At 70.4% G+C, this 26278-nt stretch carries 32 protein-coding genes; 10 read left to right on the forward strand and 22 right to left on the reverse strand.

Translation table 11 applies throughout. From position 1 onward, the window contains the following. Positions 1-6: 6 nt before the first annotated feature. From VFV89_RS19465 to hppD, 8 genes are all read right to left on the reverse strand, one after another. Entirely contained in the window at positions 7-300 is a 294-nt protein-coding gene (locus VFV89_RS19465) for a DUF3303 domain-containing protein (RefSeq protein ID WP_329707629.1), read from the reverse strand. 37 nt (positions 301-337) lie between these two features. Then, on the reverse strand, positions 338-952 hold the full coding sequence (locus tag VFV89_RS19470; protein ID WP_329707630.1) for a hypothetical protein: 615 nt from the start codon (positions 950-952) through the stop codon (positions 338-340). Next, the gene (locus tag VFV89_RS19475) at positions 949-1827 is read right to left on the reverse strand and encodes a hypothetical protein (RefSeq protein ID WP_329707631.1); all 879 of its coding nucleotides are present in this window, start codon (positions 1825-1827) and stop codon (positions 949-951) included. Before VFV89_RS19475 ends, VFV89_RS19470 begins: the two co-directional genes overlap by 4 nt. Then, the gene (locus tag VFV89_RS19480) at positions 1824-2693 is read right to left on the reverse strand and encodes an ATP-binding cassette domain-containing protein (protein ID WP_329707632.1); all 870 of its coding nucleotides are present in this window, start codon (positions 2691-2693) and stop codon (positions 1824-1826) included. Before VFV89_RS19480 ends, VFV89_RS19475 begins: the two co-directional genes overlap by 4 nt. Beyond that, a complete protein-coding gene (locus VFV89_RS19485; RefSeq protein WP_329707633.1) occupies positions 2690-3514 on the reverse strand; it encodes a hypothetical protein in 825 nt (274 codons plus the stop codon). The genes VFV89_RS19480 and VFV89_RS19485 overlap by 4 nt, the downstream gene beginning before the upstream one ends. Beyond that, complete coding sequence (locus VFV89_RS19490; protein ID WP_329707634.1) at positions 3511-4047, reverse strand: RNA polymerase sigma factor; 537 nt, start codon at positions 4045-4047, stop codon at positions 3511-3513. Before VFV89_RS19490 ends, VFV89_RS19485 begins: the two co-directional genes overlap by 4 nt. 63 nt (positions 4048-4110) lie before the next feature. Beyond that, on the reverse strand, positions 4111-4860 hold the full coding sequence (locus VFV89_RS19495; protein WP_329707635.1) for an RDD family protein: 750 nt from the start codon (positions 4858-4860) through the stop codon (positions 4111-4113). 10 nt (positions 4861-4870) lie between these two features. Beyond that, positions 4871-6082 carry a 4-hydroxyphenylpyruvate dioxygenase gene (hppD, locus tag VFV89_RS19500; RefSeq protein WP_329707636.1) on the reverse strand — a complete coding sequence of 404 codons (1212 nt, stop codon included), beginning with the start codon at positions 6080-6082 and terminating at the stop codon, positions 4871-4873. Positions 6083-6163: 81 nt separating this feature from the next. Here hppD and VFV89_RS19505 point away from each other — a divergent pair, with 81 nt between their 5' ends. Together VFV89_RS19505 and VFV89_RS19510 are read left to right on the forward strand one after the other, a co-directional pair. Beyond that, entirely contained in the window at positions 6164-6643 is a 480-nt protein-coding gene (locus VFV89_RS19505; protein ID WP_329707637.1) for an Lrp/AsnC family transcriptional regulator, read from the forward strand. Between the two features lie 69 nt (positions 6644-6712). Continuing rightward, positions 6713-7516, forward strand: coding sequence for a hypothetical protein (locus VFV89_RS19510; protein WP_329707638.1), 804 nt, complete (start codon positions 6713-6715; stop codon positions 7514-7516). A 9-nt stretch (positions 7517-7525) separates the two neighbouring features. Here VFV89_RS19510 and VFV89_RS19515 read toward each other — a convergent pair whose 3' ends face one another. Next, entirely contained in the window at positions 7526-9193 is a 1668-nt protein-coding gene (locus tag VFV89_RS19515; RefSeq protein ID WP_414690409.1) for a DEAD/DEAH box helicase, read from the reverse strand. Positions 9194-9300: 107 nt separating this feature from the next. Further along, a complete protein-coding gene (locus VFV89_RS19520; protein ID WP_329707639.1) occupies positions 9301-9591 on the reverse strand; it encodes a DUF3039 domain-containing protein in 291 nt (96 codons plus the stop codon). 250 nt (positions 9592-9841) lie between these two features. Here VFV89_RS19520 and VFV89_RS19525 point away from each other — a divergent pair, with 250 nt between their 5' ends. Further along, positions 9842-11059 (forward strand): cation:proton antiporter, encoded by a 1218-nt coding sequence (locus VFV89_RS19525; RefSeq protein WP_329707640.1) that lies wholly within the window; start codon positions 9842-9844, stop codon positions 11057-11059. 4 nt (positions 11060-11063) lie between these two features. Here the strand turns inward: VFV89_RS19525 and VFV89_RS19530 are convergent, their stop codons facing one another. After that, on the reverse strand, positions 11064-11633 hold the full coding sequence (locus VFV89_RS19530; RefSeq protein ID WP_329707641.1) for a YqgE/AlgH family protein: 570 nt from the start codon (positions 11631-11633) through the stop codon (positions 11064-11066). A gap of 134 nt (positions 11634-11767) precedes the next feature. Here VFV89_RS19530 and VFV89_RS19535 point away from each other — a divergent pair, with 134 nt between their 5' ends. Then, positions 11768-12451 carry a TetR/AcrR family transcriptional regulator gene (locus VFV89_RS19535; protein WP_329707642.1) on the forward strand — a complete coding sequence of 228 codons (684 nt, stop codon included), beginning with the start codon at positions 11768-11770 and terminating at the stop codon, positions 12449-12451. 26 nt (positions 12452-12477) lie between these two features. On the opposite strand, the gene VFV89_RS19540 is transcribed toward VFV89_RS19535, so the two are convergent. The 9 genes from VFV89_RS19540 to VFV89_RS19580 all read right to left on the reverse strand — a co-directional run bounded on the left by VFV89_RS19540 (position 12478) and on the right by VFV89_RS19580 (position 19009). After that, complete coding sequence (locus VFV89_RS19540) at positions 12478-13488, reverse strand: DUF3048 domain-containing protein (RefSeq protein ID WP_329707643.1); 1011 nt, start codon at positions 13486-13488, stop codon at positions 12478-12480. A gap of 155 nt (positions 13489-13643) precedes the next feature. Then, on the reverse strand, positions 13644-14411 hold the full coding sequence (locus VFV89_RS19545) for a 3-oxoacyl-ACP reductase FabG (protein ID WP_329707644.1): 768 nt from the start codon (positions 14409-14411) through the stop codon (positions 13644-13646). Between the two features lie 51 nt (positions 14412-14462). Then, positions 14463-15632 (reverse strand): hypothetical protein, encoded by a 1170-nt coding sequence (locus VFV89_RS19550; protein WP_329707645.1) that lies wholly within the window; start codon positions 15630-15632, stop codon positions 14463-14465. A 65-nt stretch (positions 15633-15697) separates the two neighbouring features. Further along, a complete protein-coding gene (locus VFV89_RS19555; RefSeq protein ID WP_329707646.1) occupies positions 15698-16444 on the reverse strand; it encodes a hypothetical protein in 747 nt (248 codons plus the stop codon). 44 nt (positions 16445-16488) lie between these two features. Further along, the gene (locus VFV89_RS19560; RefSeq protein WP_329707647.1) at positions 16489-16908 is read right to left on the reverse strand and encodes an HIT family protein; all 420 of its coding nucleotides are present in this window, start codon (positions 16906-16908) and stop codon (positions 16489-16491) included. Positions 16909-16952: 44 nt separating this feature from the next. Next, complete coding sequence (locus VFV89_RS19565; protein WP_329707648.1) at positions 16953-17270, reverse strand: metalloregulator ArsR/SmtB family transcription factor; 318 nt, start codon at positions 17268-17270, stop codon at positions 16953-16955. A 212-nt stretch (positions 17271-17482) separates the two neighbouring features. Then, entirely contained in the window at positions 17483-17692 is a 210-nt protein-coding gene (locus tag VFV89_RS19570) for a hypothetical protein (RefSeq protein ID WP_329707649.1), read from the reverse strand. Between the two features lie 9 nt (positions 17693-17701). Then, positions 17702-18208 carry a GNAT family N-acetyltransferase gene (locus VFV89_RS19575; RefSeq protein ID WP_329707650.1) on the reverse strand — a complete coding sequence of 169 codons (507 nt, stop codon included), beginning with the start codon at positions 18206-18208 and terminating at the stop codon, positions 17702-17704. Between the two features lie 330 nt (positions 18209-18538). Beyond that, on the reverse strand, positions 18539-19009 hold the full coding sequence (locus tag VFV89_RS19580; protein ID WP_329707651.1) for a GNAT family N-acetyltransferase: 471 nt from the start codon (positions 19007-19009) through the stop codon (positions 18539-18541). Positions 19010-19159: 150 nt separating this feature from the next. On the opposite strand from VFV89_RS19580, the gene VFV89_RS19585 reads away from it, so the two are divergent. Together VFV89_RS19585 and VFV89_RS19590 are read left to right on the forward strand one after the other, a co-directional pair. Further along, positions 19160-20404 carry a winged helix DNA-binding domain-containing protein gene (locus VFV89_RS19585; RefSeq protein ID WP_329707652.1) on the forward strand — a complete coding sequence of 415 codons (1245 nt, stop codon included), beginning with the start codon at positions 19160-19162 and terminating at the stop codon, positions 20402-20404. A gap of 214 nt (positions 20405-20618) precedes the next feature. Continuing rightward, positions 20619-20915, forward strand: a complete 297-nt coding sequence (locus VFV89_RS19590; RefSeq protein ID WP_329707653.1) for a hypothetical protein — start codon at positions 20619-20621, stop codon at positions 20913-20915. Positions 20916-20998: 83 nt separating this feature from the next. Here VFV89_RS19590 and VFV89_RS19595 read toward each other — a convergent pair whose 3' ends face one another. After that, positions 20999-21664 carry a helix-turn-helix domain-containing protein gene (locus tag VFV89_RS19595; protein WP_329707654.1) on the reverse strand — a complete coding sequence of 222 codons (666 nt, stop codon included), beginning with the start codon at positions 21662-21664 and terminating at the stop codon, positions 20999-21001. A gap of 47 nt (positions 21665-21711) precedes the next feature. Between VFV89_RS19595 and VFV89_RS19600 the strand changes: the two genes are divergently transcribed. From VFV89_RS19600 to VFV89_RS19615, 4 genes are all read left to right on the forward strand, one after another. Then, a complete protein-coding gene (locus VFV89_RS19600) occupies positions 21712-22128 on the forward strand; it encodes a nuclear transport factor 2 family protein (protein WP_329707655.1) in 417 nt (138 codons plus the stop codon). Then, on the forward strand, positions 22125-23006 hold the full coding sequence (locus VFV89_RS19605; RefSeq protein WP_329707656.1) for an SDR family oxidoreductase: 882 nt from the start codon (positions 22125-22127) through the stop codon (positions 23004-23006). The genes VFV89_RS19600 and VFV89_RS19605 overlap by 4 nt, the downstream gene beginning before the upstream one ends. 616 nt (positions 23007-23622) lie before the next feature. After that, complete coding sequence (locus tag VFV89_RS19610; protein ID WP_329707657.1) at positions 23623-25020, forward strand: toll/interleukin-1 receptor domain-containing protein; 1398 nt, start codon at positions 23623-23625, stop codon at positions 25018-25020. 20 nt (positions 25021-25040) lie between these two features. Then, positions 25041-25343, forward strand: coding sequence for a hypothetical protein (locus VFV89_RS19615; RefSeq protein WP_329707658.1), 303 nt, complete (start codon positions 25041-25043; stop codon positions 25341-25343). Between the two features lie 106 nt (positions 25344-25449). Here VFV89_RS19615 and VFV89_RS19620 read toward each other — a convergent pair whose 3' ends face one another. After that, positions 25450-25920: a UPF0158 family protein gene (locus VFV89_RS19620; RefSeq protein WP_329707659.1), complete on the reverse strand. Its 471-nt coding sequence runs from the start codon at positions 25918-25920 to the stop codon at positions 25450-25452. Between the last annotated feature and the right edge of the window lie 358 nt (positions 25921-26278).

Raw genomic sequence — 26278 nt, forward strand, 5'->3', positions numbered from 1 at the left:
CGGGCGCTACTCGATCGACTGGAGGAAGGCGACGGCCTCCATGCCGACCGCGGCGGTGTCGGCGATCTCCTGGACCGGGTGCACGGTGAAGTCGAAGAAGCCGACGAACGGCGCGATGTCCTTGGCGACGGTCGCCGGGTCGTCGGTCTCCACGACCGCGAACCCGCCCTGGCCGTCGACCCGTCCGAGGAACTCCCGGAAGTTGCTGGTCGGCTCCCACTTGCCGAAGACCTGCAGGCTCCGTGCGGTCGTCTCCTCGGTGGCGCTGGGCCGGTTGTTCCAGGTGATCACGTACTTCATGTCGAGCACCTCCCGCTCGCATTGGGGTCGCTCGACGCTAGACCCGGCCTGCTGCGGCTCGCATGACACGTTTGGGCTCGCCCGCGCCGTCGCGACCTGCGACGACGATGACCAGGACCGCGACCGCACCGGCCGCCGTCCAGCCGGCCACTCGTCCCGGTGCCGGGTCGGCGTCGGTGAGGTAGAGCGGTGAGCCGACAACTGACGCGACGATGGTGAGACCGAGCCCGAGGACGACCACCACCGGGGCGACGATCGCTCCGGGCTCGGGGTCACCGAGGCGGAAGAGCAGCACGGCGGCCGAGACGGCCACCAGACACATCACCACCAGCTCCGCGGACGACTCGGCGAGGGGCGGCCGGGCACCACGCCACTGCAGGATCGCCAGGATGGTGAGCCAGCCGCCGGCCACCAGTGCGGCCCCGGCGCCGAGGGCGGGTGCGCGGCGGCGCCACGGTCCCTTCGGGGCGACGGTGGTCAGCTGGGCCGCCGCATCGTCGATCAGGTACGCCGCGCCGCCGGCGAGCGCGAGCTCGGCGACCCGCCACACGAACGGGAGCGCCCCGGCCGTCTGCTGGAACGCCGCCGCGAGGAGGACCAGGGCACTCGCGGCCAGTGCCGTCAGCGCGGCAGGCCACGATGTCCTGGTCAAGACAGTGCCAGGACGAAGCACGCCGCCGCTGCGCCCGTGAGGGCACCCCCCGCGATGAGCAGCCGGCGCCGGTGACCCGGGTCGCGGAGCAGGGCCGCCACGACGGCCAGCCCGCACAGGCAGAGCACCCAGCCGAGGGCCCAGATCGGCTCGATGCCGCTGGTGAACGTCGTGCTCACGACGTTCCCGTTCCCGTCGACGTGCTCGTCGATCAGGACGGGCCACGCCGAGACGAGGCGCTCGCGGCCACCCGGCTCGTCGCTCTCCATCATCGCGGTGGCGACCACCAGGACGACGACGCCCAGCAGCGCAGAGCCACGGAACGGCGCCCACCTGGCGACTGCGACACCCAGCAGCGGTCCGCCCAGGGCAGCCACCGGTCCCATCGCGAGCAGCGCGGGCAGCACGTCGCTCGCCGGGTAGTCGGAGAACCACGTCACCGGCAGGCTGGAGGGCTGGCCGTTCGGCGGCCACAGCGCGTTCGCGACGAGCAGGTAGCTGGCCGCGACGAGACCGGCCGCCGCCGAGACGAGACATGCGACGCACAGGGAAGCGGTGCGCTCCTGCCGCTCGACCGGGACGGTGCCCACGAGCTCGCGGGTGCGGAGAAGTGAGGTCGTCAGACGGTGAGCCACGACTAAGCCGAAGACGCCGAGGAAGAGGGCGATCGTCATCGTGTCCACGAGCGGGTTGGTCCCGCCACCCTTCCGGTCAATCGCGTTCGCGAAGATGAGAGCCACGAGGATCGCGCAGGGGACCAGGAAGAGCGGGTGCCGGGCGTACCGGCGGGCGTCGGCGCGGGCCAGCGCCCGGAACGTGGCTCGTTCGGCCACGGGCGACCTGGGGGCCACGGCGTGGGTGAGTCCAGTGGTCATGACACTGCCTCCAGCTCTGGGTCGCTCCCGGCCTCGCCGACGAGCAGCAGGTAGGCGTCCTCGAGATCGGGTTCGATCAGGTCGACGTCCGCGGGTGGGTCTCCGACGTTGCGGACCCGGCCGGTCCCGGTTCGCCAGGCGTGGCGCGCGGCGGGGTGCCGCTCCTGGGCCAGCCAGACCCGCCCGTCGGCCTGGCGGACCAGGTCGACGACGGTGCCGTCGAACAGGATCCGGCCACCGTCCAGCACCACCACCCGCTCGCAGAGCGCAGCCACGTCCGCGGTCTGGTGGGTCGAGATCAGCACCGTGGCCGACTCCCCGGCTCGACCGAGCACGTCGCGTAGGCGACCGCGCTGGGCGGGGTCGAGGCCGGTGGTGGGTTCGTCGAGCACGAGCAGGTCGGGTTCCCCGAGCAACGCCTGGGCGAGCACCACGCGGCGGCGCTGCCCGCCGGAGAGCGCCGCGATCCGCTTGGGAGCCACGTCGGTGAGGCCGACCAGGTCGACCACGCGGCGTACCTCGGCGTGCCGGCGAGTCGGGTCCGACCACTCCTTGAGGATGGCCATGTAGTCGATGAACGAAAAGGCGGTGAAGCCGCGAGGGAAGCCGGTCTCCTGCGGGACGTACCCCAGGTGACGGCGCACCTCGGTCCGTCCCGACGGGGTGGCAGGATCCGCGCCCAGCACCCGAACGGTCCCGCGGTCGGCGGCCAGCGCGGTCGCCATGATGCGGAGCATCGTGGTCTTGCCGGCACCGTTCGGGCCGAGGAGCCCGGTGATGCCGGGGGCGAGGGCGAGCGAGACGTCGGCGAGCGCGTCGGTGCGGCCGAAGGACTTGCCGACCTCGGTCAGCGTGACGGTGTTCATTGGTTCCTCCCCAACAGGTCGAGGGACGGGCTGCGCAGCACGACGACGGCGAGGGCGGCCAGAGCCACCGCGGCAAGCACGAGCTGCATGAGCGGCTCGACGACCTCCACCGGGTCGCCGAGGTGGTACGCCGACAGGACGGCGCAGGACCAGACGACGCCGAAGACCGCCGCGGTCGCTGTGGTGTCCACGTGGGGCGAGACGGCGAGCGTGAGCGCGATGCCTGCCGCGGCGGGTGTCAGCCACGCGACCGCGAGCCAGGCGGGCCCCGGCAGCGCGAGCCCGAGCAGCATGGTGATGGGGGCCGAGGTCATCAGGACACCCGCGGTGCGGAGCAGGAGCAGCCGCACCGATGAGTAGGGAGTGACCGTCACCAGCTCGTGCGCCGGGTCGGCGTCACCGCCGAAGGAGGCCGCGACCCCGGCGACGGGGATGAGAGGTGCGATGACGAGGAAGAGCGTCAGTCCGGTGTCGTCGGCGAAGACCGCGGCTGCGCTGGCGAAGACCAGGACCGTGAACACGCCCAGCAGCCACGCCCCCCGGAAGGCGGGTACGGCGGCGAGCAGCCGGGCGGAGTCCGACGACAGGCCGAGAGCGGCAAGGAGCCGCTCGACGACGCCGGCTCGTGGCTCCTCGACATGCGCCCGGATCGCGCGCCAGGCCCGGTCCAGGGGCTCGGTGGGCATCAGCTCCCGCAGCACCGAGCTGCACTCCCTGCACTCCATGAGATGGGCCTCGACCGACGCGCCACCGACCTGCGTGCTCCGGCCGGCGGCGTACGACTCGAGAACCGATGCGTCCACGTGCCAGGTGGCGCTCATGCCAGCTCCTCCCTCAAGGTGGCCCGGGCCCGCTGCAGCCGCGACTTCACCGTGCCGCGCGGGATGTCGAGAAGCACCGCCGCCTCCCGGGTGTTGAGCCCGTCGATGACGGTGAGCTGCAGCACCACTCGCAGCTCGGGTGACATCCGGGCGAGTGCGGTGCCGACATCGACGTTCTCCAGCCGGAGCAGCACCTGTTCCTCGGCGGAGATCTCGTACTCGTCCCGGTCCAGCAGGGCCGGCCCGAGCAGGACGTCGTTGCGACGGCGCAGCCGGCTGATCAGGCGCCGGATCGCGATCCCCCACAGCCACGCGGGCACCGGCCCGTCGCCGCGGAAGCGGGACGCGCCGTCCCATGCGGCGATGAAGGTGTCCTGCAGCACCTCCGCGACGGCGTCGCGGTCCGCGCAGCGGCGCGCCAGGCGGGCGTGGATCCAGGTCGCGTGCCGGTCGTAGAGCTCGCGGAGGGCGCTCTCGTCCCTCCCGGCCATCGCGTTGATCAGGTCGGCGTCTGTGAGGTCACAGCCAGCCATACAAGGACTGTCGCACCGTGGCCGCCGAACGGACCACGATGCGACGATCCAATCGGAGCAGGGTCAGCGCACCCGGACCACGTTGGTCTTCGCTACCTTGTCGTGGATCGCCTGCTTCTTGTCGTCCCAGACCGGCCACAGGTAGTCCAGCAGCAGGTAGAGGCCGGTCACCGAACCCAGGAACGGAACCAGGCCGATCACGCGGATGCCGAACTGGCCGAGCCAGCGCAGCAGCACCGTCCCGAGCGGGAGGCGTCCGGGGCGCTCGCGCAGCCGCACCCGCAGGCCGATGACGAGCTTGCCCGGGGTCGCCTGCCGCCACATGAGGAAGCCGACGTGGTAGCAGAACTCCACCGCGAGCGTGATCACCCCGATGATCGCGGCCGGTCCCGCCACGTCGTCCTGCAGCTGGCTGGCGGTCGTGCTCGTCGTACCGCTCCCGCTGTCGTTCATCAGGTCGTCGAGCGCGTCCCGGTAGGCGTGCCAGATGTCGCGGATCCACGGCAGCGCGATCACGAGCACGATCGCGGTCACGATCACCCAGTCGATGAGCAGCGCGGCCGCGCGCTGCCACCAGCCCGCGAGGGGTACGCCGTCCGGCGTGGTCGCCGGCGGCTTCGCGGCGTAGGCGTAGCCCGCGGCCTGCGGCCGGGGCGCGCCGTAGGTGCCCTGGTAGGCCGGCGGGGCGTACTGCTGCGGCGCGGCCGGCGCGGTGTGCTCGGTCCAGCGGGTGCCGTCCCAGTAGCGCAGCTGCGGTGGCTGCCCGGGCTGGGCCGGGAGCGGGTCGGGGTGCCAGCCGGGCTGTGACGTCACGACCGGGACGTTACAAGTTGCCCCGAGCCTCCTGCTCGCGCTCGATCGCCTCGAAGAGCGCCTTGAAGTTGCCCTTGCCGAAGCCCAGCGAGCCGTGCCGCTCGATGAACTCGTAGAACACCGTCGGCCGGTCGCCCATCGGTCGGGTGAAGATCTGCAGCAGGTAGCCGTCCTCGTCGCGGTCGACCAGGATGCCGCGCTTCTTGAGCTCGTCGATCGGCACCCGGACCTCGCCGATGCGGGCGCGCAGCTCGGGGTCGTCGTAGTAGGAGTCCGGGGTCGAGAGGAACTCGATGCCGTTGTCGCGCAGGATGTCGACGCTGCGCAGGATGTCGTTGGTCGCCAGCGCGATGTGCTGGCAGCCGGCGCCGTCGTAGAACTCGAGGTACTCGTCGATCTGCGACTTCTTCTTCGCGATCGCCGGCTCGTTGAGCGGGAACTTGACCCGGTGGTTGCCGCTGGCCACGACCTTGCTCATCAGCGCGGAGTAGTCGGTGGCGATGTCGTCGCCGATGAACTCGGCCATGTTGGTGAAGCCGAGGACCCGGTTGTAGAACTCGACCCACTCGTCCATGCGGCCGAGCTCGACGTTGCCGACGCAGTGGTCGACGGCCTGGAAGAGGCGCTTCGGGTGGCCCTCACGCCGCACCACGGTGCTCTGCCGCGCGACGTAGCCCGGCAGGTAGGGGCCGGTGTAGCGGCTCCGGTCGACCAGCGTGTGCCGGGTCTCGCCGTACGTCGCGATCGCGGCCAGCCGGACCGTGCCGTGCTCGTCGGACTCGTCGTGCGGCTCGACCAGGATCGTGGCGCCCTGCGCGCGGGCGTGCTCGATGCACTTGTCGACGTCGGTCACCTCCATGGGGAGGTCGACCACGCCGTCACCGTGCCTGCGGTGGTGGTCGAGGACGGGACTGTCCGGCGTGACGCCGCCGGTGAACACGAACCGGGCGCTGCCGCTGCGCAGGACGTAGGACTTCGACTCGCGGTGGCCGGTCTCCGGGCCCCGGTAGGCCTCGAGCTCCATGCCCATCGCGAGCTGGTAGAACGACGCGCTCTGGGTGGCGTTGCCGACCACGAAGCAGACGGCGTCCTGGGCCACCACGGGGAAGGGGTCGTTGCTCGCGTCGTAGTCGACGAGGCCGACGAGCTGCTTGAGCTGCTCGAGGGAGAGCCCGGCCTGGACTTCCTCGCTGGTCAGGGCGGTGAGGGTCGAGTCGCTCATGTGTCGATCTCAGCCGGTCAGCACAATCTGTGCAAGACTGCGCCGACACGCTGTGCAAGTTGTCCAGTTCGGAGCCGACGCATGGACGATCTCGACCGCAGGTTGATCGACCTGTTCGCCGCCGACCCGCGCATCGGGGTTCTCGAGGCGTCCCGGCGGCTCGGCGTGGCCCGGGGCACCGTGCAGGCCCGGCTCGACAAGCTGGTCACCTCCGGCGTGGTCACCGGCTGGGGGCCGGACCTCTCGCCGGAGGCGCTGGGCTATCCGGTCACCGCCTTCATCACCCTCGAGATCCGCCAGGGCGTCGGCCACGACACCGTCGCCGCCCACCTCGCACGGATCCCGGAGGTGCTCGAGTCGGTGACGATCACCGGCGCCGGCGACATGTGGGCGCGGGTGGTGGCGCGGTCCAACGCCGACCTGCAGCGGGTGATCGACCAGGTGCTCCAGCACGACGGGATCGAGCGGTCCACCACCGTCATCGCGCTGGCGACACAGATCCCCTACCGGGTCCTGCCCCTGGTGCGGGAGGCGAGCGGCGCCCACGCAGGTTCCCGCTGAGCGGACCTTCCGGCGAGTCGCCGACAACGACACCCGTCGCGTGGCAGCCTGCTGCCCAGGGGGCGAGGCATGGACGATGGCGTCGTCGTGATGGTGGACGGCCGCGTGAGGGTGCTGCAGAAGGGCGGGCCCCACGAGGAGGACCGCCTGCGCCGGCTGCTCGACACCCGTCCCGACCTGGTCCTCGCCCCGAACGTCGATGACCACCTGCGGCTGCTGCTGGTGAGCCGGACCGCGACAACCCACGACCCGGCCGACCCCGGGGCGCTGCCGTTGGAGCGGGTGTACGTCGACGGCGAGGGCGTCCCGCTCCTCGTCGCCGTTCAGGTGGCCCCGCACTCCCCTCCCGACGGCAACGCGCTCGTTCGGCTCCTCGAGCGCGCCGCCGTGGAGCTGCCGGGGTGGCGCGACGGAGGGCTGCGCGAGCTGGTGCTCGTGACCCACGGCCACCGCGACGAGGCGGAGCTCCTGGCCACTACGCTCGGCTGGCGCGACGACCCGAATGCGTTCTGGGCGCTGGTCGAGTCCGGTCTCTCCCGCGAGCGGGTCCGGATCGTGCTCGTGGCGGACGAGCTCCCCGAGGGACTGACGCGCGCCGTCGAGTTCCTCGGCTCCCAGCTGCGCGAGGTCGAGGTGCGGGCCATCGAGGCGTCGCTCTACGGCTCCGGCGAGGTCTGCGCGTTCGTCCCGAAGCGCACCAGTGGTGGCTCGCCGCGAAAGGCCGCCAGGCACGCCGCAGCGCGACCCGAGCGCCCGGCCCTGCCCCAGCGCATCGCACTCGGCTGGGAGGCCGGCGCCTCCGTGGTCGGCCTCCACGACACCGAACGGCTCGCCGGCGCCGCCTCCGGCGGCCGGCACCGGCTCAGGGACTGACCCCGCCGGTCAGCTCGCCCGGCTTGCCCACTCCCGCAGCCGGTCGATCCGCTTGCGGAGCATCTCGGCGCTCGCGACCGCGGCCGGAGGGCCACCGCACTCCTTGCGCAGCGCGGCATGGGTGACGCCGTGCGGCTGGCCGGTGCGGTGGTGCCACGCGGCGACCAGGCCGTTGAGCTCGCGGCGCAGGACGGCGAGCTGCTCGTGCGTGGTGAGCTCCGGCACGTCCGGGTCGGGGCGGGCCGGCTTCTTCTTGCGTCGGTCGCTCTGCCGCTGGGCCAGGAGCTGGCGCATCTGGTCGGGCTCGAGCAGCCCTGGGATGCCCAGGAAGTCCATCTCCTCCTCCGAGCCCACGTGCACCTCGCCCTCGTGGCCGAACTCGGCCCCGTCGAAGAGGACCCGGTCGAAGTGCGCCTGCGAGCCGAGCGCCTCGAACTGGGCCGCCTCGAGGTCGGCGGACGCGACCTCGCCGGCCTGCGCCCTGGCGAGCAGGTCGTCCTCCGCGGCGAAGATGTCGTCCTCGTCGGTGATCCGGCGACCCAGGACGTGGTCGCGGGCCACCTCGAGCTCCGCGGCGTAGGTCAGCAGGTTCGGGACCGACGGCAAGAACACCGACGCGGTCTCGCCGCGAGCGCGCGCCCGCACGAACCGGCCGACCGCCTGGGCGAAGAACAGCGGCGTCGACGTCGTCGTGGCATAGACCCCGACGGCCAGCCGCGGCACGTCGACGCCCTCGGAGACCATCCGGACCGCGACCATCCAGCGCTGCTCGCCTGCGGAGAAGTCCGCGATCTTCTTCGACGCCTGCGTCTCGTCGGAGAGCACGACCGTGGGCGGCTCGCCGGCCACCGCCTTGAGCGTCCGGGCGTAGGCCCGCGCGGAGTCCTGGTCGGAGGCGATGACCAGGCCACCGGCGTCGGGGACGTGGCGGCGTACCTCCGAGAGGCGCTTGTCCGCCGCCGAGAGCACCGACGGGATCCACGCGCCGTCGGGGTCGAGCGCGGTCCGCAGGGCCTGGGCGGTGAGGTCCTTCGTCAGGGGCTCACCGAGCCGGGCCGCGACCTCGTCGCCGGCGCGGGTGCGCCACTGGAGCTCGCCGGAGTAGGCCATGAACAGCACCGGCCGGACCACCCGGTCGGCCAGCGCGTCGGCGTACCCGTAGGTGTAGTCGGCCACCGAGCGCGCGACGCCGTCCTCGCCGGGCGCGTAGGTGACGAACGGGATCGGGTTGACGTCGGACCGGAACGGCGTGCCGGTCAGCGCCAGCCGGCGATGCGCCGGCTCGAACGCCTCGCGCACGCCTTCGCCCCACGACAAGGCGTCGCCGGCGTGGTGGACCTCGTCGAGGATCACCAGGGTCTTGAACCGCTCGGTGCGGATCCGGAGCGCCAGCGGGTTCACCGCCACACCCGCGTAGGTCACCGCGATCCCGAGGTAGTCCTGCGAGGTCCTGCCCTTGCCGGCGGCGTACGCCGGGTCGACCGGGATCCCGGCCCGGCCCGCCGCCTCTGCCCACTGGAGCTTGAGGTGCTCGGTCGGCGCCACGATCGTGACCCGGTCGACCAGCCGCCGGCCGAGCAGCTCGGCGGCGACCGACAGCGCGAACGTGGTCTTGCCAGCGCCCGGGGTCGCCACCGCCAGGAAGTCGCGTGGGAGCCGGTCGAAGTACGCCGTCATCGCCGCCGACTGCCACGCCCGCAGCGGCGTCGCCGTCCCCCAAGCCGCGCGCTCCGGCCACGCCGGACCCAGGCCCGGTGCCAGTGGAGCGGCGTCGTCGCCGCGGATCACTCGGTGGGACCCGATCCGGCCGGCTGGCCGGAGTCGTCCTTGAGGGATTCCCAGACTTCCTTGCACTCCGGGCAGACCGGGAACTTCTCCGGCGCCCGGCTCGGCACCCAGACCTTGCCACACAGGGCGACGACCGGGGTGCCCATCACCATCGCCTCGGTGAGCTTGTCCTTGTCGACGTAGTGCGAGAACCGCTCGTGGTCGCCCTCGTCGGTCGGGACGGTCCGCTCCTCGTGGCGGACGTCGGTGTCGACGGCCGTCTGCGTCCCGAAACCGGTGGTGCTCACGCGCCCAGCCTACGTCGCCGGCAGCTGCTCGAGCACTCGGGCCGGCCGCGCGTCCCGGCTCCCCCAGATGACCAATTCCAAGGGCTCGCACGCTACGCGACGCTCAGCATCCACGCTGGCGGCGTTGCGGACGCTCGTTGGACGACCAAGTACGACATCGCGCCCGCGCCTTGCCAGCGCGGCGCTGAACGCCGCTCGCTTGCACGATCCCTTGGAATCAGCCATCTAGGCTCGGGCGCGGGAGGTCGCGATGTCGATCGAGTCGCTGTTCTGGATCTCGCTGGTCGCCGTCGTCGCGCCGCTGGTCTCGGGTGCGGTGCCGCGGCGTCTGGTGCCCGAAGTCGTGCTGCTGCTGGTGCTCGGGGTGGTGATCGGGCCGTTCGGCATCGGGCTGGCCGAGCCCGACGAGGCGATCGACATGCTCAGCGACCTGGGGCTCGCGATGCTCTTCCTCCAGGCCGGCTTCGAGATCGACCCGGCCGAGCTCACCGGCAGCGCCGGCCGCCGCGCCATGTGGACCTGGCTGACGAGCCTGGCCGTCGCGTTCGGCCTGGTTGCGCTGCTCGACGCGGCAGGACTGGTCCACGCCGAGGTCGCACTCGCGATCGCGCTCACCTCGACCGCGCTCGGAACCCTGCTGCCGATCCTCAAGGACGGCGGCCTGCTCGGGCGGCCGGTCGGTGAGCACGTCCTGCGGCACGGTGCCGTCGGCGAGCTGGGGCCGATCGTGGCGATCGCGCTGCTGCTCGGCACCCGGGGACCGATCCGATCCCTGGTCGTCCTGGCGGCGTTCGCGGCGTTCGCACTGCTGGTGACCGTCTGGTCACTGCGGCTGCAACGTCGCGAGTCGCAGATCCTGGAGCTCATCCGGAGGGGGGCGGAGACCACCGGCCAGACGACGGTGCGGGTGACGATGCTGCTCCTGGTCAGCCTGCTGGCCGTCGCGACGGCCTTCCACCTCGACATCGTCCTGGCCGCCTTCGCGGCCGGCTTCATCCTTCGCATCGCCATCCCTGAGGGCGACGAGCACCTGGAGGCCAGGCTCGAGGGGATCGCGTTCGGCCTGCTCGTGCCGATCTTCTTCGTCCACTCGGGCATGGGGCTGGACCCCCAGGCGATCGTGGACGAGCCGGGCGCCTTCGTCGCGGTGATCGTGTTGATCCTGGTCGCTCGCGGACTGCCGGTGCTCGGCGCCTGTCGCCTCGAGCGTGGCCCGTCACGGCTCACCGACCGCGACGGGCTCGCCGTGGCCCTCTTCTCCTCCACCGGCCTGCCGATCATCGTGGCCGTCACCTCGGTTGCTGTGTCCGCGGGACAGATGACCGGCAAGAACGCGTCGGTGCTCGTCGGCGCCGGCGCGGCGACCGTGCTGTTGTGCCCGCTGCTCGCCACGCTGGTGATGGGTCGCACGGCCCCCGAAGCAGCGCAGCGGGGCGAGGGCGACGCGACCCGCGGGACGGTCAGCTGAGCACTCAGTTGAGCTCGGGGTCGACCGGCCGGGTCGAGTGCCAGGCGAGGTTGCCCGGCTGGCGGCGGAGCACCTCGCGCCACAGGTCGCTGGGGTCGAGCCGGAAGACGTCGGGCGCCTCGCCCGGTACGACGTACCAGCTGCCCTCGTCGATCTCCGTGGCCAGCTGCTCGGCGCCCCAGCCGGCGTACCCGGCGAAGACCCGCATCCCCGCCAGCGATCCCGTGACCAGCTCGACCGGCGTGTCCAGGTCGACCAGCCCGAGCAGCCCGTCGACCTCCCGGAAGCCGACCGGCACGTCGTTGCGGTCGCGCAGCAGGGCCACCCCGAGTGCGCCCTCGGTGCTCACCGGGCCGCCGCGGAAGAGCACCTCCGGCTCCGAGGCGATCTCGCCCCAGGTCTCGAGGACGTCGGATACCGGGATCCCGGACGGGCGGTTGAGGACGACGCCCAGCGCCCCGCCCTCGTCGACGTCGAGCATGAGCACGACGGTGTCGACGAAGTTGGGGTCGAGCAGCTGCGGTGTGGCCACGAGCAGCATGCCGGGCCGCACGTCGGACGTCCGGTCGGCCATGTCGACATCATGGCGCACCCGCACGACCGTCAAACCACGAACGACCTCGGATCCGGCGCCCGCAGGTGGCAGGGCGGAGCAGTGCCGGGCCGGCCTCGGCATACCGGCGGTCGGTTTCCGACTACCCTGCCGGAATGCCCAAGTCGGTGGCCCGCCTCGTGGTGCCCAAGGTGCCAGCTGTCCCCGGTGCGTCCCGGCGCCAGCAGTACTCCGCATCGACCAAGCGCGCGCTGGTCGACGTCGCGGAGGAGCTGTTCACCGAGCACGGCTACGCCAGCACCTCGCTGGACGCCATCGTCGCCGGTGCCCGCGTGACCAAGGGCGCGCTCTACCACCACTTCAGCGGCAAGCAGGCGCTGTTCGAGGCGGTCTTCGAGCGCGTCGAGGCCGACGCCTCCAAGACGATCAACAGCTCGCTGCAAGGCAAGAAGGACCCCTGGCTGAAGGCCCAGGCCGGGCTGCGGGCCTTCCTTGGGGTGGTGCAGGAGCCGCGCTACCGCCGGATCGTGATCCAGGAGGGCCCGTCGGTGCTGGGCTACGAGCGCTACCGCGAGCAGGAGGAGCGGTCGACGTTCGCGACCGTCGTCGACATCGTCCGCTCGGTGCTCAGCGCCGGCTCGTGGGCGCTGGACGAGGGGATGGTGCAGACCTTCGCGCGGATCTTCTTCGGCGCGCTGTCGTCGGCGGGCGAGTCGGTTGCGACCGCCGAGGACGCCGAGGAGGCCGCGGACCGGGTCGAGGCCGCGATCGGCTTCATCATCGCGGGCTTCCAGTCGATGGCCGACGCGGGCGTGCAGCCCGAGTGGGTGGCCGACTGAGCCCAGCCGACCCGGCTGCTCGCTGACTACTTGGTGAAGCGGACGCTTCCGCCGACCTGCGGCACCAGCTCGAGCCAGGTGTGCCCGGCCGGCACCGTGAGCTCGCCGGCCTCGGTCGACAGCTTGATGGGCGAGCCCAGCGAGTCCTTGGTCCACTGCGCGCGCACCAGCCGCCCGGCGTGGAAGATCAGCGCCTGGCCCTGGCCGGTGAACTGCGTCTCCGGGACCGGGTTACCGGCCGGGTCGCGGTAGCCCGCGTCGCCGACCTTCACCCGGAGCACCAGGACCGTGTCGGCGGGGAACTCATCACCCGCGGCGGCGTAGGTGTTCTCGTTGTCGTAGGCGCCGTTCTGGAAGGTCCAGTTGGTGGTGTGCCCGCCCGAGAACGACGCGGCGATGGTGCGGGCCGGCTGGCCCTGCGGGAAGTCCTTCTCGTCGCCCCACGGGAGGTAGTCGGCCGGCCGCTCCGGCTCCTTCTGGTCGACCAGCGAGGCGGTCTCGGACATGTTGGTGAACAGGTTGTAGGGCGCGTGCCGGCTGGAGTCGCGGTAGAACCCCTTGTCGCCCTCGGTGTACCACGTGATCCCGGCACCATCGATCCGGTTGATCGTCACCTGGGCGGCGCCCGAGGTCACCACCGTCGCCTTGACCGGCGAGACGATGCCGATGTCGCTGGCGCGCATCGACCGCACCGGCCCGACGTCACCAGGGATGTGGGAGTAGTAGAACGCCGCCAGCCGGGTCATGCCGCCCTCGACCAGCTCCTCGACCACCATGTCCGCCGAGCCCAGCCCCTTCTGGGGAGCGCTGGCGGGGGTGTTGTCCATCTTCAGGACCATCACCGGGTGCTTCTGGGCGGCCTCGTCGTCACCGGTGACCGGGAGGCCGGTCAGCGGCCAGGTCGACTTGACCGTCGTGGCGGCCGCAACGTTCTGGGCGTCCGGTCCGCCCTTGCCGTCTCCGTCGTCGGACCCGTCGTCGCTGCCGCAGCCGGCGAGGACGAGGGTGGTGGCGAGGAGAGCTGCTGCGGCGGTCACGGCACGACGTCGCACGTGCGTACTCCGATCATCGGGGAAGAGTTCTCTACTGAACTGGTTGACTTCGATGGTGCGCCCACCCTGTCTCGGACAGCGGGAGGCGCGCCGACGTTCCCGAAGGCTCGCCCCGACCGGTCTGGAGCGGTCTCGGCGGGTCAGCCCAGCTTGGCCCCGCCGTCGACGTACAGCGTCTGGCCGGTGATGTAGGAGGCCTCGTCGCTGCACAGGAACGCCGCCGCGGCGGCGATGTCGGCGGGCTCGCCGACCCGGCGGACCGGGTTGGACTCGGCGTTGAGCCGGCGCAGCTCCTCGGGCTCCATCTTGAGCCGGCGCGCGGTGGCGTCGGTCATCTCGGTGGCGATGAAGCCGGGGGCGATGGCGTTGGCGTTGATCCCGAACGGGCCGAGCTCGATGCCCAGGGTGCGGGTGAACCCCTGGATCCCCATCTTCGCGGCCGAGTAGTTGGCCTGGCCGCGGTTGCCCAGCGCGCTGACGCTGGAAAGGTTGAGGATCTTGCCGTACTTCTGCTCGACGAAGGGCCGCTGGGCGGCCCGGGTCATCAGGAACGCGCCGCGCAGGTGCACCCCGATCACCAGGTCCCAGTCCTCGTCGGTCATCTTGAACAGCAGGTTGTCGCGGGTGATGCCGGCGTTGTTGACCAGCACGTGGATCCCGCCGAGCTCCTCGACGACGCGCGCGACCGCGGCCTCGGCGGAGTCGGTGTTGCTCACGTCGGCGCCGATGCCGACCGCCCTGCCCTCACCCTGCAGCGGCAGCTTCGCGGCGGCCTCCGCGGCGGCGGACTCGTCGAGGTCGACGACCGCGACCGACGCCCCCTCCTCCGCGAAGCGGGTGGCGCAGCCGAACCCGATGCCACGGGCGGCTCCGGTGACCACTGCGACGCGACCGTCGTATCGACCCATGGACCCCGACTGTAGGGGACGGCCCCAGCCGGTCCGAATCCGCGGGTCGGGTCAGTACACCGAGGCATAGACCTCGCCGAGCAGCATGATCCGGCCGAACGCTTCGCGCTTCTCGAGCACCAGCATCGGGGTCTCGTCGTGGGTCACGGGGTCGAACCGGGTCAGCATCGAGCGGGGCCGGGCGCCGTCGCAGCTGGCCGCGTGCTCGAGGATCAGATCGTTGCCGACGGCGTTGACCATCAGCACGTTGCCGACGGCGCCGGGCACCTTCAGGTGCTTCGTGCCCTTCCGGGTCACCTTCGCGACGTAGGTGTAGCCGCAGGCGCCCGCCACCTGGACGTAGAGCCTCGAGCCGACGTACCGCGCGTCGAGGTGCCCGTAGTCACCGCGCCCGTGGCCGCTGGTCAGCTGGTCGAACCGCCCGGTGGTCGGGTCCACGAGGAAGAGGTTGCGACCGCACATCTCGAGCAGCCGGGTCGCGTCCCACCAGCGGACCGGCGTGCAGTAGCCGCGGTGGCGGAACTCGTGCACGACGGCACCGGTGGAGATCGACAGCAGGAGCTGGACGTGGGGCCGGTCGGCGTCCTGGGTGAGCACGGTCCCGTTCGGCGCCGGGGCGATGTTGCCGTTGGTCGACTCCATCAGGACCGTCACCGCGCCGGTCCACGCGATGCGCTCGAGCACCTGCTTGTTGCTGTGGTTGCCCTTCCACACCGCAGCGAGGATCCCGGTGCCGGACGGGTCGAGCACGGCCGAGCTCAGCCGCTCAACGTGGAGCGTCGTGGCGGTGCCGGCCGCGACGTCGACGACGACCGGCCGCGAGCCGTGTGGGCCGTCCACCAGCAGCAGGGCTGTGCTCCCGTCGGCCGACCAGTCGGCGAGCTGGAAGTAGCCGGCCTTGCGGGTGACCTTGCGCACATAGACGGTGCGGGTGTCCCCCGTCGGGCCCACGAGCACGAGCCACTCTCGGCGAGCACGGATCCCGCCGTCGCTGGTGCCGGGGCCCCGCTCGACGGTGGTGAGGTAGGAGCCGGGTGCGACGGCAGCGGCGCGAAGCGCCCACCGCTGGCCGGGCGACGGCGCGGACGCGGCCCCGGCGAGCGGAGCCGACGTGATGATGAGGACCGAGGCGAGGACACCGGCGATCAGCCTGGCGATCAGGCTGGCGATCAGGCTGGCGAGCGCACCGGCGCGGGCCGGGACGAGGGAGCGCAGCTTCATGTCAACGAAGACGCGCGGTGGAGTCGCCGGGTTGCCGCCGGGTTGCCGCCGGGTTGCCGCCGGGCTCAGCCGATCGGTGCATCGGTGGTCCTCATCGAGCCGAGGACCGTCCGGACCAGGCCCTGCAACGTCGGGGCGTCGCTCGCGGCGATGGTGACCGCGGCGGTGCCCTCCCCGGCCGCGACGACGATGACCGTGGCCTCGGCGTGCCTGCCGGAGAAGTCCAGGGCGTAGGACGCGATCGTGGCGTCGCCGGCGCCCGTCGACTCGTGCCGGACGTCGATGTCCTTCGCGCCCAGCGTGAGCAGCCCGAGCTCCACCTGGGAGTCGTTCTGGAGGGCGATCGGCTGCTCGATCACGTTGATGTTGTCGACGAAGCCCGCATGTGCACCGTCGTCGCTCACGAGGTAGAGGTCGATCGACTCCATCATCTCGACGAGCTGGTCGGGATCGAGCCCGGAGCGGTCGGCCAGATCGGTGAGGAGGTCACTGCTGCCCAGGCCGTCAGCGAGGTCGGCGGCGTCCAGCTCGAGCCAGCCCGACGGCACCTCGAAGGAGATGCCGCTGGACTCGACCCGTCTGGTCGGACCGTGCGGGGCCCGCGCCGGCGTGGGCAGGCCGGACGGTGGTGGCAGGGTCGACGGTGCCGGGTCCGGGGTCGACGGTGGCGACTCGGGGGTCGGTGAGGCAGTAGCGGTGGCCGCAGTGGCCGTGCCCTTCTGGGCCACGGTCCCCGACAGGTCGCCGCACCCCGAGAACAGGGCCAGGGCCGCCGCGAGGGCCGGCAACGCAGCGAGCCTGGGCGCGATCACCGCGTCATGGTAGGGCCGACCTGACGGCCGCGTGGCGTTCTGGCTCAGGTCATCGCCGAGCGGATCCGCTCGGCGTACGTCGCCCGCTCGGCCGGGTCGGCGTACTTGGTGCGTGGCCAGAAGAACCCGCGCAGGCCGTCGCCCTTGGTCCGCGGGACGACGTGGACATGGAGGTGCGGCACCGACTGGCTGACCACGTTGTTGACCGCCACGAAGCTGCCCTGGGCGCCGAGCCCGTCGACCACCGCCGTGGCGAGCCGCTGCGTGGCGGCCAGGAAGCCGTCGCGGAGGGCGGCCGGCAGGTCGGGCAGGGTGACGACGTGCTCGCGCGGCACCAGCAGGACGTGGCCCTTGAAGACCGGGCGGGCGTCGAGGAACGCCACGAAGTCGTCGGACTCGAGCACCCTGTCCGCGTCGACCTCACCCGCCACGATCGAGCAGAAGACGCAGTCCGGGTCGCGCATGGGCAGGAGGCTAGCTGCGGGTGCCGCGTCAGCCGCGGCAGCGGTCAGCCCTTCGCCCAGTCGAGCTCGACGTCCGGGGCCAGATGCACCATGATCCGCCGGCCGGCCAGGAGAAGGTCGCGGATCTCCGGCACCGAGATGGAGTAGACGACCTCGCCGCCCCCGCGCGACGACACCACCAGCTGCGCGCGGCGCAGCACGCTCAGCTGCTGGCTGAGGTTGCTGGCCTCGATCTCCATGCTCTGCCGTAGCTCGTGGACCGCATGCGGCCGCTCGCACAGCAGCTCCAGGATCCGGATGCGCGCCGGATGGCCCAGCGTGCGGAACAGCTCTGCCTTCGCCTGGTAGAGCGGTACGGCCATGGCAGTCCAAGCCCCCTCCCGGGCCGCGTGCCTCGCCTCGCAGCCGCGAGGGGTCAGTGTGGCACATTGAAGACTTCTTCAGTTGCTGCCGTGTTCAGCACGGCGGAACGTCGCAGGCGACCGCGGAGCAGCCGGGCATGGCTGCGCATCGTGCGGGGCACCTGCTCCTCTTCGCGCTGATCACGTGGGTGGCGTGACGGGACGACCCGCCCCTACACCAAGACCAGCGTGAGCAGCACCGCGAACGTCGTCAGCAGCACCATCGTGACCGCCATCCGGAGCTCGACCGCGCGCTCCCGGAGCACCACCGCCTGCTTCTCCTCACCGGCGCGCTGCAGCTTCGCGGCGCGTCGCGTGAGTGAGAGCCGGTAGCTGAGGAATCCGAGGGTCGCGATCCACGTGATCGCGACCAGCTTGACCATGCGATCGCCTCACAGCGCCTTGCGGAAGAAGAGCAGCCATCCCTGCATGACGTCAGGTACCACGTGGAACGGATCGCATTCCTCGAAACCCAGGCTGCGGTAGAGGCCGATCGCCTCGTGCTGCTCGACGCTGGTGTCGAGGTAGAGCGCCGAGTAGCCGAGGTCGCGCGCCCGATGGACGACCGCCTCGCCGAGCGCGCGGCCGACGCCTCGGCCGCGGCCCGCGTCATCGACGTACATCCTCTTCATCTCGCAGGACTCGTGGTCGAGCTGGCGGAGCGCCACGCAGCCCAGTGCCACGCCGTGGTCCTCCGCCAGCAGCAGCGCGCCGCCCTCGACCGCGGCGTAGTCCCCCGGCAGCCCGTTGAGCTCGGCCTGCCACGCGGCGACGTCGAAGTACGACGTGACGAGCCCGGCGTTGTGTCCCTGCCGTTGGTGGTGCCACACGACGAACGCCTGGAACAGCCGGCGGACCTTGTCGAGGTCCTCGCCCGACTCGGCGTCGCGCACGTCCATCGCCAGATCATCGCGGGTGCGACGTCACGCGGTCACCCCGAAAAGCTCGATGCGGAGGCGGCCCCGGTGCGGGGACTCCCGCCGCGCCAGCGCGACCTGCGCGGGTCAACGGCTCAGAACGGTGCGGACTCCCCTTCGCTCCTGGCCTCGTCGGTTCGAGCCGCCTCTCCAGGACGTTGCGGTCGACCACGAGCGCGCCGGGAAGTGCTCCGTCTCCAGCTCGCGGCGGCACTCGGCCAGCAGCTCGGCGATGGCGCTCACCGCGCGACGTACCCGCGAAGGTCTCGCTGAGAATGCCCTGGTTCGTGGACTGCGACTGGCTCAGCTCGGTCAAAGCGTCAGCACGAGGATCTCCTCGTCCCACTCGGCGTACTCGCCGGTCGGCACGAACCCGAGCCCGAGGTAGAACGGGTACGGCGTGTGCTCGCCCTCTGGGAAGCAGCTCGTCAGCAGCTCGGTCGCTCCATGCTCCTTGACGAGCGCGGCGACGTGCCGCACCACGGCCGTGCCGACGCCCGTGCCCTGGGCCGCTGGGGCGACCATCAGCTTCCACAGGAACCACGGTCCGTACAGACTGGGCGGGTGCGGCTCGACGTTCCAGCTCAGCATCACGAACCCGACCGGCACCCCGTCGCGATACACGCCCCGCGGCCAGGGCTTGCCCTCAGGTAGCTCGGCCGCCTCCTGCAGCGAATCGTCGACGCTGCCGCCGACCCATTCCGCCTGATGGGGCGGAAGCACCACGTGCGCGCGCAGCTCGTCCAGCACCTCGGGAGTGACCTCCCGCAGCTCGAGCTCCATTCCGCAGAACCTAGGGGTTGTTCGGCTCGATGGACACCGGGTTGTCGTTGGGGGTTCCCTCTTGGTCGGCGCCCGGTGGAGGACTTCGTGGACTCCATGCAGTCTGACCGGAGGCGACCCTCATCGGCCGATCCATGCGTCCTACGCGATATGACGCAGGTGCTCCACACAGTTCGTCCATCGACCAAGACGAGCCGCATGCGAACGCAACTGGCTCCTGGCGTCGCTCGGAAGCAGATCCCGACCGAGCTGCCGCGGAATGGGTGGAAGGCTGCGCGCATGGGCGCTGATCTCGAGATCTCGATCACGTGGGGAGTTGCTCTCGGCTGGCGAATGGAGCGGCACCTTCTCGATCCGGTGGGCTCCGGGTCTGTCTCGGACGTGGTGGGCCAGCTCGGTGCGGTCTTGGCGATGGACGAGTCACTCGCCGAGCTAGCCGTCCGGACCCGGCGTACGACGTCGCGACCGGGCGAGCTCTCAAAGGCCTTGGCGGACGGGAGCCTGATCAAGGTGTTCGCGTTCCGCGGGTCGATGCATTACCTGACCCCGGAGGAGGGTGGGGTCTACCTCGCTGTGAGGGCGGCAGGTCGGCAGTGGGAGTTGCCGAGCTGGGTGGAGTACTACCAGCTTGGCCCGGCGGACTGGCCCGACTTCCGGGCCGCCGTCCGCGACGCACTGCAGGACGGGCCGTTGACGATCCACGAGCTGGGCGATCTCGTGACGAGACCTCGCGCCTACCGGCACCTGAAGCCTGTCTTCGACGACGGCGCGGGCACGCTGGTCAAGCCGCTGACCTGGCAGGGGGACATGAGCTTCGGGCTGCCACGCGATGGGCAGCCCACGTGCCAACGCCTCGACCACAATCCGAGGTGGAAGGGCATCCCCGACCTCGACGACGCCGGTCCGCGCGCGATCACGATGTACCTCCGGACCTACGGGCCTGCCACCTTCGACCACATCCACTACTGGCTCGGCAGCGGCCTGAGCGCAGGTCGCAAACGCCTCGACCGGTGGCTTTCCGAGCTGGGCGACCGACTGGTCGCGGTCGATGTCGAGGGCACCCCGGCCTACGCCCTCGCAGAGGACGTCGAGTCCCTCGCCGCTGCACGCCCCTCGAACGCCGTGCGGTTCCTGCCCGGGCACGACCAGTGGGTGATGGGGCCTGGCGCCAAGGACATCCATGTCACCCCGTCAACGCATCGGGAAGCGGTGACTCGCAAGGCGAACCCGGTGATCGCCGGTGGGGTCGTGTGCGGAACCTGGGCAGCCAAGGGTGACGAGCTCACTGTCGCCTGGCTGGAAGGAACGCCGCCACCCCGCAAGGCGATCGAGAAAGAGGCCAGGCGACTGGCGGCCATCCTCGGCACGGACCTACACCTCACCCTGAATCACTGACGCTCCGCCGAGCCACCCGTCGACCGGCGACGATCCCGAGGGCCGGCAACTGCGCGCTCGGACCACGTCCTGTGCGGCAGGCGAGCCCCGGTCAAGGCACGCCAACAGGCGGCGATAAGACGGGTCGTGGCCGGCGTCTTCCATTCAACAAACTTGGAAGGGAGTTGCCATGCCGTTGCCAGCGTCGTCTGCGCGTTGCGAGGAGGGTCGGGAGGTGATGCTGCCGAACACCTTGATGGATCGCTTCCTGCGGCGCATCAGCACGGTGCATCGACGTCCGCCGGCGAACTTCTCACACATCGACGTCCGCCTGCACAACCCGGCGTACCCGTGGCACCCGATCATCTCGATGCGTGATGCTCGGCGACCAGTGCTCCGCGCCTTTGGGGAACAGAAGACGCTCGATGACTTTGGCATCGGCTCCGGCGACGCCAACGAGAGCAGCGAATGCGACTACACCGGTCCGGAGGTCACGCCGATGGCGATCGTGAGCGATACCCGGGCCGCCTGACAAAGCCGCGGCTGCCCTCGAGGGCCGAAGCATTCGGCGGCTGCAGCACGGGGCGTGGATCGGGGAGTCACGCGGGTTGGTGGTTACTCGCTGACGGGCCTTGGTAGGAGGGCTGCTATCAGGGCGTCACCGATGAACTCGCCGTAGCGCTTGATCGGCCATCCTGACTTGACGACGAGCAGCTCGTACAGCTCGGTCGAGCTGTAAGCCCAGAGGATGTCGGTGGCCTGCGCCAGGCCTATCCCGGGCCGCAGCCAGCCGCGTTGCTGCAGGCGCCGGGCGTTGTGGCGCATCCGGGCGCGGTGCTGGGCTTCGGCGTCGGCGAGAAGAGCTGCCATCTCCGGATCGGTGGCGGATGCGCCGCGGACCAACATCAGGATCGGAGCGAGTTCGGGTGCGACCTCGGTGGTGAAGGTCCCCCACCCCCGCAGCACGCGAACCGGGTCGGTCTCGGTCGAGCTCAGCCGGTCGGAACGCTCCGGAGCCGGGACGGTACCGCGGCCGCCCAGCCCGCGCTGCCAGAGGGCGCGCACGAGACCTGACTTCCCGCCGAACGCTTTGTAGACGGTTTCGACGGACGTTCCGGCTTCCGCGGCGATCCGCGCCACCGTGGTCGCTGCATAACCGTGCTCGAGGAAGTGTTGCCGCGCTGTATGGAGAATCGCTTCTTGCGTCCGCGCTGCTTGGGCGCGGCGACGGCTGGCGTCGTATCGCCGCTTGGTCTTGACTTCCAATGCATTCCGTTCCATGCTCTGGATCTAATACGGGGGACTGTATCAGTTAGTGGTGAGTACCCGTGCCTGAGACGCTCGAGGTCGTTGAACGACTCGTTGAGGCGACCAACACGCACGACATCGACACGCTGGTGGCCTGCTTCGCAGCTGACTACGTGAACGAGACGCCGGCCCACCCTCTGCGTGGCTTCAGGGGCCGCGACCAGGTCCGTCGCAACTGGACGTCGATCTTTGCCGGCGTTCCGAACATCACGGCTCGGGTGACCGCCAGCGCGGTCGACGGAAACATGGCGTGGACCGAGTGGGAGATGAGCGGCACGCGGCGTGATGGCTCAGCACACGCCATGGCTGGGGTGATCATCTTCGGAGTCGACCACGACCGGATCGTCTCTGCCCGGTTCTACCTTGAGCCGGTCGAAGTCACCAGCGGAAACGTGGACGCCGCCGTCGCTCGTGCACTCGGCGCCGAGACACCATGATCTTGATCGCCGGCGGTACGGGAACCTTGGGCCGCGAGCTGGTTGCCCGGCTCACGGCAGCAGGCCGAGAGGTTCGCGTGCTGACCCGAGATGCCGATCGTGCGGAAGGACTCCCTGTCGAGCTTGCGATCGGCGACGTGCGTGACCCCTCGAGCTTGGCTGACGCCATGCGTGGGACATCGGTCGTGATCTCTGCCGTGCACGGCTTCCTGGGTGGCCGAGGCGCCGGTCCGGAGGAGGTCGACAACCACGGCAACGGCAACCTCGTGCGCGTCGCGCTCGACGCCGGCGTGAAGCGATTCGTGTTGGTCTCCGTCCTCGATGCAGCACTCGACCATCCGATGTCCCTGCACCGCGCAAAGTACGCCGCCGAGCGGCAGCTGCGCGCCAGCGAACTGCCGTGGACCATCCTGCGCCCCTCGTCCTACATCGAGACATGGACAGGCATCGTCGGTGCCAAGCTCGCATCGGGTGGGCCAGCGATCGTCTTCGGCCGAGCCGACAACCCGATCAACTTCGTCTCGGTCCGGGACGTCGCCGCCCTCGCCGAGCGCGCGATCACCGATCCGGCGCTGAGCGGCCAGGTCATCGACATCCCAGGCCTCGACAACCTGACGATGACCGAGTTGGCGCAGCACCTCGGGGCGAGCAAGACCAGACACATCCCACGCGCTGCGCTGCGATGCTTATCCATCGTCCTGGCCCCGTGGGCGCCTGCTCTGGCTCGGCAGACAAGCGCCGCCCTCGTCATGGACACCACAGACATGTCCGCGGACGCCTCCGCGCTCGCCCAGCAGTTCCCCGACATCACCTGGCACCCTGCAACAGACATCGCCCGCCGGTTCCAGAGCGCCAACCGCGGCGCGGCATCGAACTAGACCGACCACCCCCGGCACGCGAGGCCGGCACCTGCACCGACGACGGCCGATCTTCAACCCCGCCGGGCACATATCTCTTTCGTCAAGGCGACGTTCCAGGTTGCGAGGTGAGGTTCTCATGAGCTGCGGCCGGCCTACCGGCTGCCGAACTTGGCATCGCGCACCATCTCGGATCGGCGACGGCCGCTTCACATCTTGCCAGTCCTAAGCGGCGGAGGGACGCGGGTCCTGCCCCGAGCTGATGCGTCTACGTGCGTGCGCCTCGGCGGAGGCGCGAGGGCTTCACGACTGGGTGCGTGACGGGCGTTGTACCGGACCATCGCGCCGTCTGAGACGGGTACGCCTGGACCGAGGGTGCAGGACGCGATGGCCGCGCAGGGTCTCGGCGTAGTCCGAGCGCGCCGGTCGGTGCTACCGACGCTCGCCTCGCACGTCGGTATCTCCGGGAGCCAGAGGGTGCTCTACTTGGAGAGTCGCGCCGCCACGATGTTGGCGTCGACGCGTGCGGTTGGAGGTGGTGTCGAGTGGAGCGCCGTGGACTTCATCGCTCGCTGCCGCGTCTCGTTCGCGTCGACATTCGCTGGGATGCGGGGCCAGCAGTCGCGAGGTCGGGCTGATGGTTGAATCGGCTGCGCCCGTTCCGGGCCGGGTCTTCATCAATTACCGGCGGGAGGAGACGGCCTACCCGGCAGGCTGGTTGTACGACCGGCTGGCCAACCGTTACGGCGGCCAGGTCTTCAAGGACGTCGACTCGATCCAGTTGGGCGACGACTTCGTCGAGGTGATCACCAGAGCCGTCGGATCCTGCGATGTGCTGCTGGCGCTGATCGGCGATCAGTGGCTCGCGATCACCGATGCGCGTGGGCGGCGCCGCCTCGATGACCCCGATGACTTCGTCCGACTGGAGATCGAGGCCGCCTTGACGCGCAACGTCCGCGTCATCCCGATCCTGGTTGAGGGGGCCCGGTTGCCTCGCGCCGATGAGCTGCCGCCCAGCCTCGCCGGGCTGGTGCGACGTCAGGCTCTCGAGCTCAGCCCGGCCCGCTTCGACTTCGACATCAGCCGGCTGCTCAAGGTTCTCGACAGAACCCTTGTCGAGATTCGGACTGAGCACGACAGTGCGGCAGCGGTGACGGCGCAGACAGGAAAGGCGGCGGGCTCGGGCACAGCTGAGCCGCCGACGGCGCCGGACCAGCGGGAGGCGGCGGAACCGAGTCCACTGTCGAGCATCTCGCCCGCTGCTCCCACCACGGCAGCCGAGGATTGGCCGCACCACGACGGCGCACTCGATCCGGGGACTTCGGCGTCGAAGCGCGCGACTCCGGTCGGCAGGCCGACTCGCCTCGCTCGGCCAGTTCGGCCGCGGCGCCCTCGCCTGTTCTACGCTGCCGCGGCTGCGCTGGTCCTCGCGGCCGCCGGGACCGCGGCCACCCTGCTGTTGCTGGACCGCGGTGACTCGCCCGGGAAGGACTCGCCCGAGGAAGACTCGCCCGGGGAAGCGGCGCGCCCAGCGAGCAATGAGATCACCTCGGCAGCCGCGTGGCGGCTCGTCATCAGCGACAAGATCGAGGCTGGCGACAACGGCTGCATCGTCACCGTGACAAACACCGACACCGGCGATCGGAAGGTATTCGAGAATGTCTGGGGGACCAAGACGTTCCAGATGCAGACCGCAGGCAAGTTCCGGTGGGAAGCCAACGACTCGGGCTGCCTCGTGGCCCAGCACTCCGGGTCCGGGATGGCCGCGCTGCCATTCGCCCAGAAAGCCGGCACCGGGGACACCGACGCCTTCGCGGCTCCCGAGACTCCGGGCAAAGTCGCTGTGCAGGTCCTGGCGTTCAACGGCTACGGCGAGTGCGATTTCGAGCTGCACGATGCCGCGGACGGACAGCTGGTGGACCTCGGCACAGTGACCCAAGGCCAGGGCCCGCTGCGGCTCGAGCCGAACGGACGCGCTCAGGTCTATCTCGCCGACTTCGCGGGATGCGACGTACGGGTATCTGCTGAGCCCTAGATGACTGACTCCAAGGGATCGTGATCGTGTTCACCTTCTCCGTATGCGGCTCGATGAAGACCCTCGAGTTCCTTCGCTGGCTCGGCATCGACGTCCCGCGGTGGATCGAGAACGACCTCCGGCACTCGGCCACCCAATTGGCGGCTTCCATGGAGCAGGCGCAGGCGATGGCCATCGAGCTCATCGACTTCTGCCGCCGCCTCGGAGTGCCCTTCGGCCTGAACGTGGAAAGCGTCTCCATCCGTCGTGAAGGGATCGAAGCCTCCGTGGACCTCGCTGCTCGACTGACTGCCTACCTACGGCCTAGTCAAGGCCCGAGTTGATCCGACATCGGCTGGTGAGGCGGCCGACCAGCCCCTCACGCGGCGAAGTGACGTTCCTTGGTCCTCGGTGGCAGCGTCGAGGCTGGGACCCTCCTCGGCGTGCGACTCAAGGGAGAGCGGGATCTGAGTGGTCGGTCGCGAACTGTTGCGCGGCGGTGTCGTCGACGAGTCCATGGTCAAGCAGCCACTCGACGGCCCGCCGTTGGGCTCGAACATCACGGAGCGCGTGCCACGCCGAGATCAGCTCGGGGTGGTGTTCGTAGAGCTGGTTCTTGAATCGCCTGAAAGCGCCTCGCCCTTGCAGCGACTGGGCCAAGCATCGACCGGTCGCTTCGTCGGTGATGCCGTCCGCGAAGTCGGCCATGTCCTGATACCACACGTAGGACGGGAGGGGGTCGATGACAAGGAGATCCAGCTCGTCGATCTCCACTGGGTTCTCCCCGTCGATGCCCGTGTCTCTGGTCCAGTACGCCACCTGGCCCGTCCGAGGGTCGATCAGCCATCGGTGCTCGTAGTCAGTCTGGTCCGCTAGCGCGGTAGCGACCTCCTCAATGTCGAGTCCGCCCAGGTCGAGCACCTACTCAGGGTAGGACCTGAGCCTCTCTCGATGAGCGTGCGAACGCGCATCGGATCCGTCGTTCTGACATTCGGCGACGTGACGCACTGATCGCGGCAGATCCGGATGCTGCTGTCACTGATGGCGACACAACCAGCCTCGGACATCAAATCGAGCCCACCCTGCCTCGGAGCGTGCAACGCTCACGGCGCCGTGGGGCAGTCTGGGATCCTTCCGGTCCGGCTTCGCCTTCAGTCCAGGAGGACCCACATGCCACGCCAGATCATCACCACCCCGGACGCGCCCAGCTCGCCCTTGTTCAGCCAGGCAGTCAAAGCGGGGCCTTTTGTATTCGTGTCCGGCACGGTCGGGATCGACC

This window comes from Nocardioides sp. (genome assembly GCF_036274455.1).
Classification (GTDB): domain Bacteria; phylum Actinomycetota; class Actinomycetes; order Propionibacteriales; family Nocardioidaceae; genus Nocardioides.

Coding starts and splice junctions, on each gene's coding strand:
- VFV89_RS19570 (WP_329707649.1), bottom strand. CDS start 17,692: ATGGTCAAGCTGGTCGCGATCACGTGGATCGCGACCCTCGGATTCCTC.
- VFV89_RS19485 (WP_329707633.1), bottom strand. CDS start 3,514: ATGAGCGCCACCTGGCACGTGGACGCATCGGTTCTCGAGTCGTACGCC.
- VFV89_RS19565 (WP_329707648.1), bottom strand. CDS start 17,270: ATGGCCGTACCGCTCTACCAGGCGAAGGCAGAGCTGTTCCGCACGCTG.
- VFV89_RS19515 (WP_414690409.1), bottom strand. CDS start 9,193: ATGACGGCGTACTTCGACCGGCTCCCACGCGACTTCCTGGCGGTGGCG.
- VFV89_RS19575 (WP_329707650.1), bottom strand. CDS start 18,208: ATGGACGTGCGCGACGCCGAGTCGGGCGAGGACCTCGACAAGGTCCGC.
- VFV89_RS19510 (WP_329707638.1), top strand. CDS start 6,713: ATGGACGATGGCGTCGTCGTGATGGTGGACGGCCGCGTGAGGGTGCTG.
- VFV89_RS19550 (WP_329707645.1), bottom strand. CDS start 15,632: ATGAAGCTGCGCTCCCTCGTCCCGGCCCGCGCCGGTGCGCTCGCCAGC.
- VFV89_RS19560 (WP_329707647.1), bottom strand. CDS start 16,908: ATGCGCGACCCGGACTGCGTCTTCTGCTCGATCGTGGCGGGTGAGGTC.
- VFV89_RS19475 (WP_329707631.1), bottom strand. CDS start 1,827: ATGACCACTGGACTCACCCACGCCGTGGCCCCCAGGTCGCCCGTGGCC.
- VFV89_RS19535 (WP_329707642.1), top strand. CDS start 11,768: ATGCCCAAGTCGGTGGCCCGCCTCGTGGTGCCCAAGGTGCCAGCTGTC.
- VFV89_RS19490 (WP_329707634.1), bottom strand. CDS start 4,047: ATGGCTGGCTGTGACCTCACAGACGCCGACCTGATCAACGCGATGGCC.
- VFV89_RS19605 (WP_329707656.1), top strand. CDS start 22,125: ATGATCTTGATCGCCGGCGGTACGGGAACCTTGGGCCGCGAGCTGGTT.
- VFV89_RS19505 (WP_329707637.1), top strand. CDS start 6,164: ATGGACGATCTCGACCGCAGGTTGATCGACCTGTTCGCCGCCGACCCG.
- VFV89_RS19580 (WP_329707651.1), bottom strand. CDS start 19,009: ATGGAGCTCGAGCTGCGGGAGGTCACTCCCGAGGTGCTGGACGAGCTG.
- VFV89_RS19530 (WP_329707641.1), bottom strand. CDS start 11,633: ATGGCCGACCGGACGTCCGACGTGCGGCCCGGCATGCTGCTCGTGGCC.
- VFV89_RS19595 (WP_329707654.1), bottom strand. CDS start 21,664: ATGGAACGGAATGCATTGGAAGTCAAGACCAAGCGGCGATACGACGCC.
- hppD (WP_329707636.1), bottom strand. CDS start 6,082: ATGAGCGACTCGACCCTCACCGCCCTGACCAGCGAGGAAGTCCAGGCC.
- VFV89_RS19585 (WP_329707652.1), top strand. CDS start 19,160: ATGACGCAGGTGCTCCACACAGTTCGTCCATCGACCAAGACGAGCCGC.
- VFV89_RS19525 (WP_329707640.1), top strand. CDS start 9,842: ATGTCGATCGAGTCGCTGTTCTGGATCTCGCTGGTCGCCGTCGTCGCG.
- VFV89_RS19545 (WP_329707644.1), bottom strand. CDS start 14,411: ATGGGTCGATACGACGGTCGCGTCGCAGTGGTCACCGGAGCCGCCCGT.
- VFV89_RS19610 (WP_329707657.1), top strand. CDS start 23,623: ATGGTTGAATCGGCTGCGCCCGTTCCGGGCCGGGTCTTCATCAATTAC.
- VFV89_RS19465 (WP_329707629.1), bottom strand. CDS start 300: ATGAAGTACGTGATCACCTGGAACAACCGGCCCAGCGCCACCGAGGAG.
- VFV89_RS19480 (WP_329707632.1), bottom strand. CDS start 2,693: ATGAACACCGTCACGCTGACCGAGGTCGGCAAGTCCTTCGGCCGCACC.